6 protein-coding genes and 1 tRNA gene are annotated in these 12305 nt (G+C 35.6%); 6 read left to right on the top strand and 1 reads right to left on the bottom strand.

Annotated features, from left to right (window positions below; translation table 11 throughout):
• Positions 1–240: 240 nt before the first annotated feature.
• A tRNA-Arg gene (locus IR022_RS14700) sits at positions 241–312 on the bottom strand.
• 208 nt (positions 313–520) lie between these two features.
• Here IR022_RS14700 and ung point away from each other — a divergent pair.
• The 6 genes from ung to IR022_RS14670 all read left to right on the top strand — a co-directional run bounded on the left by ung (position 521) and on the right by IR022_RS14670 (position 12295).
• Entirely contained in the window at positions 521–1183 is a 663-nt protein-coding gene (gene ung / locus IR022_RS14695) for a uracil-DNA glycosylase (protein ID WP_050709750.1), read from the top strand.
• Positions 1184–1233: 50 nt separating this feature from the next.
• Entirely contained in the window at positions 1234–3837 is a 2604-nt protein-coding gene (locus IR022_RS14690) for a tetratricopeptide repeat protein (protein WP_194204292.1), read from the top strand.
• 236 nt (positions 3838–4073) lie between these two features.
• Entirely contained in the window at positions 4074–5879 is a 1806-nt protein-coding gene (locus tag IR022_RS14685) for an HSP90 family protein (RefSeq protein WP_050709748.1), read from the top strand.
• A 261-nt stretch (positions 5880–6140) separates the two neighbouring features.
• Positions 6141–8399 (top strand): beta-N-acetylhexosaminidase, encoded by a 2259-nt coding sequence (locus IR022_RS14680; RefSeq protein WP_194204291.1) that lies wholly within the window; start codon positions 6141–6143, stop codon positions 8397–8399.
• A gap of 77 nt (positions 8400–8476) precedes the next feature.
• Positions 8477–10696, top strand: coding sequence for a DUF4838 domain-containing protein (locus IR022_RS14675; RefSeq protein ID WP_194204290.1), 2220 nt, complete (start codon positions 8477–8479; stop codon positions 10694–10696).
• A 267-nt stretch (positions 10697–10963) separates the two neighbouring features.
• Positions 10964–12295 carry a glycoside hydrolase family 28 protein gene (locus IR022_RS14670; RefSeq protein WP_194204289.1) on the top strand — a complete coding sequence of 444 codons (1332 nt, stop codon included), beginning with the start codon at positions 10964–10966 and terminating at the stop codon, positions 12293–12295.
• The last annotated feature ends 10 nt before the right edge of the window (positions 12296–12305 follow it).

Raw genomic sequence — 12305 nt, 5'->3', positions numbered from 1 at the left:
TTGTTTACATTTTAAGGATTTAAAATTACTCAATCCCTGTCAAAATAAACCTATGCAAAACGTTGTATATCAGTGAGAAGAAAGCTAAGCTGTTGGGCTTTTTTTATGGATTCCCAAGTCCCACGATTTAACCTTGTGGAATATGCATTAAACTGCCATTTTTTACCGGAAGTATTAAAGCAAAAATTCCCGATTTTCATTGAAAATCAGGAATTTACTTCTGTTTGCTTGTCTAATTTGTGATCCCGAAGGGAATCGAACCCCCATCATAGGAACCGGAATCCTACGTTTTATCCATTAAACTACGGGACCATTATCCAATTCGTTTGCAAAAGTATAAAATTATTTAGAATTCATTTTATTATTTACATGATTCTATCTTTTTACGAGCATTTAATTATTTGTAGAGCTACTTTATCCCATTTCTGTATTTATAATAACCTTAATTCCCCCTGACTCCTTACTTTATATTTATTCTATTATTTATATCTTTGTCAAAGTCATCAAATATCACACAACTATGGATGTTAAGATTGAAGAGTCATGGAAAGCCCACTTGAAAGACGAATTTGAAAAAGAGTATTTCATAAAAGTAACTAACTTTATCAGAAGTGAATATCAAACAAAACAGATATTTCCTCCCGCCAAGTTAATCTTTAATGCATTTGATCATACACCTTTCGATAAAGTAAAGGTCGTAATTTTGGGACAAGACCCCTATCACAACGATGGACAGGCACATGGACTGTCATTTTCGGTAAATGATGGCATACAGTTTCCACCTTCACTGATAAATATTTTCAAAGAAATAAACGCAGATTTAGGAATACCCATTCCCAAATCGGGTAATTTGACACGCTGGGCAGATCAAGGAGTGCTACTTTTAAACGCGACTTTGACCGTACAAGCACATCAGGCAGGATCTCATCAAAATAAAGGATGGGAAAACTTCACAGATGCAGCAATAAAAAAACTTGCTGACGAAAGAGAAAACCTCGTTTTCCTTTTATGGGGATCATATGCTCAAAAGAAAGCAGCTTTTATTGATGGTAATAAACATCTTATATTGAAATCGGTGCACCCCTCTCCCCTTTCTGCACACAGAGGTTTCTTTGGGAACAAGCATTTTAGTCAGATTAATGAATATCTGGTATCAAAAGGACAAACACCTATCGAATGGTAAGATTATGATCTCACCTACATTTAAATAACAAAAAACTAAAAGGATATATTATGTTCGGATTCTTCAAAAGAAAAAATAAAAATAACGAAAGCTCAAAAGAACAGACAAGCTCATCTCAACTTTCGACTTCTACAGGCTTCGAAGATCAATATAGCAGTCTTCTAAAAAAACATAAAGAGAATCTTTCAGCACTATCAACAGTCGCTCAAAAATATACAAGTAAAGACGATTATAATGATAAGAAAGAATGGCTCGATGCTTTAGCTATTTGTGATGTTGCTCTACAAGAAAATAAAGTAGACAATACTATTAAAGAACTCTATCGACAAATATATACTCGTAACTGGAACAAGTATGTATCTATGGAGTATAACGATACAGATTATAAACTGTGGTTCAACCTAAATAAAGAAATCAATGATCGCTTTATAAAAATAGGACATACCAGAGGATATTGTGAACAATCTGATTTATATGGTTCTGCTAGACGAGGATACCGTGACTTAACCAAGAAAATAGAATATCTGAGAGAAGGAGTAAAAGCTGAAGACCCTGCCTCTTTGGGCGATTACGGATATGGATTATATCTTGGTTTGCCAGAATATGGTGATGAAAATAAAGAAGAAGGCAGAAGACTTGTAGAACGTTCAATCGAATTGGGGTATGAGTCGGCACAAATACTTCTATTATACATTGATTTCTATGACAAAGATTTGGATGACAGTGTACTTTTACAACGCATAAACGAATATATAGAAAAAGCAGAACCAATCCATCGCAAACCTTATCATTTGTTAGCAGATTATTATCTACGAAAAGAAAATAACCTCGACAAAGCTGTTGAAGCTATGAAAAAAGGAATCGCCATTGGAGGACATTATTGTGAATATCTCCTTGGAATGAATTATCTAAATGGACGATTGGAGAATGCAGATAAAAATGAAGGGATACAGTTGTTAGAGAATGCATATAATTACCATGTAGTATATGCCGCTAATTTCTTGGGGCAATATTACAATTTCGGTAATGACGAAAATACCTCTATTGAAAAATCGATAACATGGCACGAAAAAGCCGCTCTATACTGTTATGGAGAATCTTCTTTTGAATTGGCTTGTATTTACTTATACAATGAAAAACTAAAAGACATTCCAAAAGGTTTAGCTTATTTGGAACAAGCTATTGAAGATGCAAGCCCAAGAGCATTGAGCGAGAAAGCATATTTAATACTGGAAAGTGATCTCTTACCCAAAGATATTGAAGAGGCTAAGCAACTTCTTGAAAAGGCAATGGCATTGGGTAATGAGTACGCACCTTATCGTTTAGGATTAGGCTATCAGAATGCCGAATTTGTAGCAGAACCCGATTACAAAAAAGCTCTGGAATTATTCGAGCTCGGAGCAGAAAGAGGACATCTATATAGTATTGAACTATCGGGAAATTATTATCGAGTAGGAGTTGGTGGCGAAGATGAAGTAGCTGCTGAAAAAGCCGTTAAATATCTGACTCAAGCTATTGAATTAGGATCAAACTATGCACGAGTAGAATTGGCTTTCTGTTACGAAGCAGGGTTTGGAGTAGACCAAGACTATCAAAAAGCATTCAATCTATATCAACAAGCTGCAGACAATAACTACCCCTACGCCAATACTAAATTGGCTGTTTATTACGAGGATGGCATATTGGGAGAAGAAAATACAGCAGAAGCATTTAAGCATTATAAAATTGCAGCAGAAGCTGGTCTACCTGATTCTCTATATCATTTAGGGCGTTATTACAAATATGCTGTTGGAATACCCGAAAATCCAGAAGAGGCTCTTAAGCTATTCAATCAGGCAGCAGAAGCAGGTAGTGCACCCGGACTTACAGAACTGGCATTAAGCTACGAACAAGAATATGGGGGCTTAGAATTTGACGCTGCTAAAATTATAGAATATATGACGAAAGCCGCTGAGATGGGATATACCTATGCTCAGTACAAACTTGCCTCGTATTACTATTATGGATTAGTTGAAACCGATCTTGATAAAGCAATAGAATGGTACACCAAAGCATACGAACAAGGATATCCTTATGCAGCACTTATGCTGGGCGAATATTACCTATATAATATGGGAGGTGGCGAAACCCAATATGAAAAAGCATTTGAGTATTTTAAATTTGCTGAGGAGCAAAACGTTATTTCGGAAGGACTAGGTGTTTGTTACGAATACGGGCTAGGTGTTGAAGAAAACGAAACCGAAGCTTTCAAATATTATAGTTTATCTGCCAACGAGAACTATACTGCTGCAAAATATCGTTTAGGGCTTTGCTATAAATATGGACGAGGTACAACCGAAAACCTTACAGATGCCTATCGCTGGTTGTCTGATGCAGGACAAAACGGTAACTACAACGCTCAATACGAGACAGCAATGATGCTTTTGAACGGAGAAGGTGTTAGCATGGATCAGGATCAAGCAATACAGATGCTGACCAAAATAGCGGAAGATGACCACGATTCAGCACAGTTTGAACTAGGTAATTGTTATCTGACAGGAAAAGGTGTTGCCGAAGATGAAGTACAAGCTATGTATTGGTATCAAAAAGCAGCCGATAATGGAAACGAGCAGGCTCAGAAACTAACCGGAAAAAGAGAACGTCGCAAAAGATAAATTAAAGCGTCATGCTTTTCAGTTTATCTTATAAGCCGAAAAAATAGATTGTTATAATTTTAAGACAATAGCCATAAATACTGCACGTTTCTTAATTAACAATTCAAATACAATCAAAATTGGGTATCATTGAAAAACGGTATCCAATTATTGTTTAAATTTGTGATGTATGATTGTAATCTTATACAACATTAATCTTTTGAATCTTCATTATAGATTACAACAAAAAATAAAAAATGGAAGAAAATAACGAAAATAAATACCTCTTTCAAGTAAATTTGAAAGGGATGATAGAGCTTTTATCAGAACATATATATAGTGCGCCCAACGTATTTGTAAGAGAACTTCTTCAAAATGGTATAGACGCAAATACTGCTCGAAAATCAATTGAAGAAAACCATAAAGGAATAATCAACGTTTATCTGAATAAAGTAAATGATACTCCTCAACTTATATTCGAGGATAACGGAATTGGCTTGACAGAAGAAGAAGTACATCAATTTCTATCTGTTATCGGACAAAGCTCAAAACGTGGAGATTTCAACGAAAAAGACTTCATTGGGAAATTTGGTATCGGTATGCTATCATGCCTTGTAGTTAGTCACGAAATTGTAGTAGAAACTCGTTCTCTACTTAAAGACAAATCGGTGTGCTGGCGAGGCAAAGCTGATGGAACCTATACAGTAGAAACTATTGATAATATAGAAAAAGCAGGAACCAGAGTAATACTATCACCCAAGAAAGAGTGGCTTCCTTTATTCGAAAAAGAAGAATTAAAAAAGAACATTCTACAATTTGGTAATGCCTTACCTATTACTATTAATTTTATTACTGATGAAGGTACAGAAGTATTAGTAGATAAAGATCCTGTATGGCTAAACAAAGATAGCTCTAAAGAAGATTTGCTGGAATATGGGAGAAAAACATTCAATATCAATTTTTTGGATGCATTCTATTTACATTCCGAAAAAGGAGGTATAGATGGAGTAGCTTACATTATGCCTTATAAAGTTCAATTTTCGGGTTCTAAGCAACACAAGATATACCTCAAGCGAATGTATCTGTGTGAACAAGCTAGTAATTTATTGCCCGAATGGACATCTTTTGTAAAATGTATTATTAATACAAACGATTTACGCCCAACTGCATCTCGCGAATCTCTAATGGATGATGATGTAATGAAGGAAGCAAAAAAAGAGCTTAGCAACTGCTTCAAAGATTATCTGAAAGTATTAATGCTTAATGACGTAAAGAAACTAAGTGAGATAATAAGCATACATCATATCTTTATCAAAGCTCTGGCGGTCGAAGATCGTGAATTATTGAAAATGTTTATAGACTATATTCCATTCGAAACGAACAAAGGTCATATGACATTTTTGTCTATTAAAACATACAATGACATAGTTTACTATACCCCATCGTTGGACGATTTTCGCCAAATACGTCGTATCGCAGGTTCACAAGGAAAAACTGTGATCAACGCTGCATATTCGTTTGAAGTAGATTTGATTCAAAAAATAAAAATCTCTTTTCCCGATATTCGTTTAGAAAAAATTACACCGCAGGATATATTAGACACCCTTTCAGATGTAGTAATATCTGATGACGAGAGATATCAACAATTCGAGAAACGAGCAAATGATTTGCTTAAAAATCAATACTGCAAAGCTCAACTAAAACAATTCGATCCAATAGATACTCCTGCTATATATGTAGCAAATGATGAAGCAATGAGCAATAAGAATATCCAGAATTTATCGAATTCGGGTAATCCTTTTGCTGCTACATTACACAACTTCATCAAGAAGGAGGATAATATGCCAACCTTGTGCTTCAACAAAGACAATGAGATTGTACAAAATCTAATTGCCATTGAAGACGAAACATTATTCAACTCAGTAGTACATATTATGTATGTACAAGCTCTTATGTTGGGAGGTTATCCGGTTAATAAAAAGGAAATGACCGTCTTTAATGATGCCCTTTACCAGCTATTAATAATGGGTATGAGCAACTTTATCGGCAAATTCGATTTGTAAAGTCTCAGTCCTTTTATTACTGATGCTCTGAAAAATAATATAACAATAAATCTGTTCGCGAAAGAACTTTTATTAAGAAACACCATAATCTCCACCCTAATATGCAGAGTGGAGATTACAAGGTCGCAGACCTTTTTATTACTTTAGTTAGGCATAATAACTAGAGACAGTTATATTCATAAAATATCGCATTAAATATTTGACGCTACTTATATATAACAACAATCTAATAACCAATCGTTATACACAAAACAAAACCTTATGAGTAATACCAACCGTCTATTTAGTACACTTTGTTTATTACTTCTGGGATTTTCCTTTATCGGGAATGCTCAGAATAAAACCAACCCTATCCAAATTATACCTCAACCAAATAAAGTTGAAGTAGGCAAAGGTTCATTCCAATGGAATAAAAAGACAACTATTGTAGTCACCAATGACAATGAAGAAATTAAAGAACTTGCCGACTATTTAGCACAAGTATTAAGCAATGTAACCCATGCGAAAGTAGAGGTAAAAAAGGGGAATATTAATTCTTCTAATTCATTGATTCTTAATTTAGGAAAAGGCGAGAATAAAGAATCGTATCAATTAGATGTAAACAAGAACAAAATTATCATAGAAGCTCCTCAACCCGCAGGAATATTCTATGGAATACAAAGTTTATTACAGATGATTCCAATAGAAGGAGGTCAATTTGCATTACAATCGGTTAAGATTGCCGATAGCCCTCGTTTTGCATATAGAGGAATGCATCTTGATGTTTCAAGACATTTCTTCACAAAAGATGAAGTAAAGAAATACATTGACTTACTAGCCATGTACAAGTTCAATTACTTCCATTGGCATTTGACCGATGGCACAGGTTGGCGTATTGAGATAAAAAAATATCCATTATTGACTCAAAAAACAGCATTTCGAGCCCAAGCAACTTGGACAGAATTCGGGAAGGAAGGCAAAAAATTTGTAGATGAAGGCACACCCAATGCCTATGGCGGATATTACACACAAGATGACGTAAGAGAAGTAGTAGCATATGCTGCATCTAAATTCATAACCACTATTCCGGAAATAGAAATGCCTGGGCACTCCGAAGAAGTATTTGTTGCCTACCCTCAACTATCATGCTCTGGAGTACCTTATGTGGATAGTGATTTCTGTATAGGGAATGAAGAAACCTTTTCGTTTTTAGAAGATGTTTTAGATGAAGTAATATCATTATTCCCATCAAAAGAAATACATATAGGAGGAGATGAAGCAAGTAAAAAAGCTTGGAAAACCTGTCCTAAATGTCAAAAAAGAATGGTTGATAATAACTTGAAAGATGTAGATGAATTACAAAGTTATTTTATCAAACGCATATCAAATCACCTGACTTTGAGAGAACGTAATCTGGTTGGTTGGGATGAAATAATTGATGGAGGATTAGCAGCTGACGCAACAGTGATGGTATGGCGAGGTAAATCGAAAGGTAATGTTGCAGCACAACATGGCAACCGTGTGATTATGACTCCTGGTAGCCATTGTTATTTTGACAATTACCAAGGCAACCCTATGACTGAGCCCGAAGCAATAGGCGGATACTTACCTTTACGAAAGGTGTACTCTTTTGAGGTTGTCTCCCCTACCGATTCGCTCGCACATCTTTATTGGGGTGGACAAGCAAATCTCTGGGCTGAACATATTCCTACTTTCCAACATATAGAATACATGGCATTTCCTAGAGCAATAGCTTTAGCTGAAGCACTGTGGTCGAAGCCTGAAAATAGAAATTGGGACGATTTCAAATCTCGATTAAAAAATCAATTTCCAAGACTTGATAAGCTGAATGTGAATTACTACAAACCAGGATTCGAATTAGAAATGGAGGAAAAAGTAGACACTATACAGAAAACAGTCGAAATAAGATTCGAAAATGAGCAAAACAGCCCTCTTATCCGATACACTCTTGATGGAACAACTCCAACAAACGAATCTGCTATTTATACTGAGCCTTTTACTGTTGACAGAATGGTAAATATAAATGCTGCTATTATGGTAAATGGACAGCCTCAAGAACCAACATTCAAAAGAAAATCGGGTTATCATTTAGGTATAGGCAAAAAGGTAATCTACAACACAAAATGGCAATCGTATCCTGCAGGAGGAGAAACTGCCCTTGTAGATGGTTATAGTGGAAGCTTTACCTATAGCGACGATCATTGGCAAGGTTTCACCTCAGATATGGATGTAACGGTGGATATAGGTAGTGTTATGCCGTTAAACTCACTCAGCACTAATTTTATGCAACTCATTGGCCCCGGAGTTTTCTTACCTCAATACGTGGAAGTATCTCTTTCTTCTGATGGTGTAAACTTTGAGAAAGCTTTCAGAGTAGACAATGATCTACCTAAAGATTACAGCCGACTATTTATAAGAGATTTCTCAGGAAGTTTAGGTAATAAAGAAGCTCGCTATATCAGAGTTTTTGCCAAACATACCGAAGGGTTCTTGTTTCTTGATGAGCTGATTATTAACTAAGGTCTCAGACCTTTCGTTATAGCATTAAATATTTTGCACTATGTAAACAATATATAAATAACCTAATATCTAATACTATGAATCTGAAAAGTAAAGTTTTTCTGATTTTTCTGAGCTTTATTCCTTTTTGCATTATGGCTCAATTACCCATTGTAAAAGACGGTAAGACTCAGGCTCGTATTGTGGTCAATCAGGCAGATAGTACTGACTTACAAGCTGCCAACCTGATGCAAGATTTTGTAAAACGAATATCAGGTACGGAAATGTCTATTGTCTCGAATAACTCTAAACTTAAAAAAGGAGACATTCTTATAGGGAACTTTCAACTACCTCTTAAAGGCTTTGAACAATCTGCGATAAAAGAAGACGGCTTCTTTCTATCAACCGAAGACGGATATATACGTATAATAGCCGGAGAAGGAAAAGGTACGATTTATGGAGTAGTAACCCTATTGGAGGATTATTTAGGAGTTCGTTATTATGCTGAGAACCTACCTATGTTTGCTACCTCTAAAAATATAGTGATCCCCGAGATTATAAATAAAGTAGACAATCCCTCTTTTCGTTATCGCCAAACACAAGCATACAGCATTAAAGACCCCATATATAAATTATGGCACAGATTGGAAGAACCCAAAGAGGTTTTCGCCGGAAACCTTTGGGTACATACTTTCAATAGCATCTTACCTGCTGCTAAATATAGCAAATCCAATCCCGAATACTATGCTTTTATAAATGGTGAACGTCGCCCCGGAACTGCAAGTCAGTGGTGTCTGACCAATCCCGAAGTATTCGAAATAGTTTCCGTTCAAATAGATTCTATATTCAAGGCTAATCCTGATAAAAAGATTATCTCGGTCAGTCAAAATGATAGCCAAAATCACTGCCAATGCGATAACTGTAAAGCCATAGACGAAAGAGAAAGCAGCCCATCGGGCACTTTAATTTACTTCATCAATAAGCTAGCAGAACGTTTTCCTGATAAAGAGTTTTCAACATTAGCTTATCTTTATTCGGTAGCACCACCTAAGTATATAAAGCCATTGCCCAATGTAAATATTATGCTTTGTGATATAGATTGCTATCGGGAGGTTACCCTTACAGAAAACCCATCGGGACAAACTTTTGTGAGAGATATGCAGGGATGGTCTAAAATTTCCAATAATATCTTCGTTTGGGATTATGGTATCAATTTCGACAATTATGTTTCTCCATTTCCCAACTTTCATATATTGAAACCAAATATGAACCTCTTCAAAAAGAACAATGCAACTATGCACTTTTCTCAAATTGGAGGAGTTAAAGGCACTGATTTTTCGGAGCTCCGTTCCTATTTAGTAGCTAAACTTTTATGGAATACAGAAGCAGACACAGAAACAATAATTAAATCTTTTCTAAATGATTATTATGGAGAAGCCGCTGCACCTTATCTATATCAATACATCAAGTTACGCGAAGGAGCATTAATCGGAAGTAATAAACCTCTTTGGATTTACGATACTCCTATTACTCATAAGAATGGTATGTTAAATACACCGATGATGAAAAGGTATCAGATTCTTTTTGATGAAGCAGAAAAAGCAGTAGCAGATAGCCCTGAATTTCTTAATAGAGTTAGAGAAGCTCGTCTACCAATTCAATATGCCGAATTAGAAATAGCACGTACAGAGCCTATCGAAAATATAGAAGAACTTAAAAGCAAGCTAAATGCATTTAGAAAGACAGCGAAAGAGCTCAACGTAATATACCTCAACGAACGTAATAATACAATTGAGGATTATTGCGATCTTTATGAACAACGTAACTTACCCAAAGAAAAAAAGAGTTTAGCTCACAATGCAAAAATAACCTTTATAACTCCCCCATCGCCTCCTTATGATAAAATTGGAGATACTGCTCTAACCGATGGATTATATGGTGGTGCAACCTTTAACGAAAGTTGGGTGGGCTGGATTAGCAAAGATGCCGAATTTATTATAGATCTAGGACAAGTAAAGGAAATAGAAACCATAGAGTTTGACTTTCTCCATCAATTAGGCGCTTGGATATTACTACCTAAAAGCGTTACTTGCAAAACCTCTATTGACAACAAAGAGTTTGTATTGATGGGACATAAAGACATTCCCGAAGATCGAGATACAGAGGTTAAATTCGTAAATGTACCTATCAAATCTGATCAGAAGATAAAAGCACGTTATATACAAGTCAAGATAGAATCGCTTGGACTCTGCCCTCCCTGGCACTATGGAGTTGGATTTCCTGCATGGTTCTTCGTAGATGAAGTATCAGTGTATTGAAGTACAAATCTTCAAGAATCAAGAGTGGGCTGCTTATTTTATAAGCAGCCCACTCTCTATTTATAGGATAGCAGATATCATAGCACATTGATCACTTTCAATAGTCTTTTTACAAAAAACAATAGTGAAGCTACAAAAGTTAATTGATATGTTTGTAATTATAAAGACCTTGCAGTTGTAAGCAGATTTAATATTTCAGCGAACATAACAGCTATAAAACCTACTATAACTTGAAAACAGATCATTAAATACCTTCATTTACTAACTATGGAAAGAAATAATTTAAAGCTATTAGCATTTATATTTGCAATAATCTTTCATGTCCATGCACTTGCACAGAAACAAGATTTATTTCCCGATGGAACACCAATTCCTGACTGGTTTCGACAAGTTGAAGAAACAGATGTAAGGACATTGGGTAAAAAGTTTCCGATAACCGATTACGGAGTAGTTAATGACAGTACTATAATACAGACGCAGAAAATACAAGCAGTCATTGACAAAGCCTCCCAATCAGGAGGAGGTGTAGTAATTATACCTAAAGGAACTTTCTCAAGTGGCTCTCTTTTTTTCAAGCCTAATACGCATCTTCACCTAGTAGAGGGAGCAACACTAAAAGGCAGCGACGACATCAGTAATTTTGCAATTGTCAATACCCGTATGGAAGGGCAGACATTAAAATATTTTGCAGCGCTTGTTAATGCCGATAAAGTTGATGGATTTACAATATCAGGTAAAGGCACTATCAACGGAAATGGGTTACGTTATTGGGAATCCTTCTGGTTGAGAAGAGAGGTAAACCCTAAGTGCACAAATATGGATGAATTACGTCCCCGATTAGTATATATATCCAATAGTAAAGATGTTCAGCTTTCGGGAGTGAGATTGATAAACTCCCCTTTCTGGACTACGCATATCTACAAATGTGAAAACGTAAAGCTTCTAAACCTTTATATATTTTCTCCTTCCGAACCTGTAAAAGCTCCCAGCACAGATGCAGTTGACTTAGATGTATGCACAAATGTACTTATCAAGAACTGCTATATGTCGGTTAATGATGATGCAGTCGCTTTGAAAGGCGGCAAAGGTCCTCTAGCTGATAAAGACGAAAACAATGGCAGTAACAGAAACATTATTATTGAAGATTGCGTTTACGGATTTTGCCACGGAGCATTAACTCTAGGCAGCGAATCTATTCACAATCATAATATAATACTGAGACGAACTCGCGTAGATAATGCAAAGCGTTTGCTTTGGCTGAAAATGAGACCTGATACTCCTCAAAATTATGAGTACATTCTGGTTGAAGATATTACAGGAAATGCATCTAACTTCTTATTTATTCAACCTTGGACACAATTCTTCGATCTAAAAGGGCAAACAAATATACCCCTATCCTATTCTAGTAATGTTACTATGCGTAATATTAACTTTAAATGCAGTACCCTATTCAATGTAAGCAACTCGGATCAATATGAGTTATCAAACTTTACATTCGAAAACCTGAATATTGAAGCTACAAAAGATACAATTCACACCGACTATATAAAGGATTTTACTCTGAAAAATGTAATAATTAACGGGGAGAAAAAATATTAAGTTTACATAA

It is taken from the genome of Dysgonomonas sp. GY617 (assembly GCF_015233815.1).
GTDB lineage: Bacteria > Bacteroidota > Bacteroidia > Bacteroidales > Dysgonomonadaceae > Dysgonomonas_A.
This window is presented reverse-complemented; position numbering and strand designations above follow the sequence as displayed.

What these genes read in the sequence shown, in the direction of transcription:
- IR022_RS14675 (WP_194204290.1), top strand. Translation starts at nt 8,477, where the DNA reads ATGAATCTGAAAAGTAAAGTTTTTCTGATTTTTCTGAGCTTTATTCCT.
- IR022_RS14685 (WP_050709748.1), top strand. Translation starts at nt 4,074, where the DNA reads ATGGAAGAAAATAACGAAAATAAATACCTCTTTCAAGTAAATTTGAAA.
- IR022_RS14680 (WP_194204291.1), top strand. Translation starts at nt 6,141, where the DNA reads ATGAGTAATACCAACCGTCTATTTAGTACACTTTGTTTATTACTTCTG.
- IR022_RS14670 (WP_194204289.1), top strand. Translation starts at nt 10,964, where the DNA reads ATGGAAAGAAATAATTTAAAGCTATTAGCATTTATATTTGCAATAATC.
- IR022_RS14690 (WP_194204292.1), top strand. Translation starts at nt 1,234, where the DNA reads ATGTTCGGATTCTTCAAAAGAAAAAATAAAAATAACGAAAGCTCAAAA.
- ung (WP_050709750.1), top strand. Translation starts at nt 521, where the DNA reads ATGGATGTTAAGATTGAAGAGTCATGGAAAGCCCACTTGAAAGACGAA.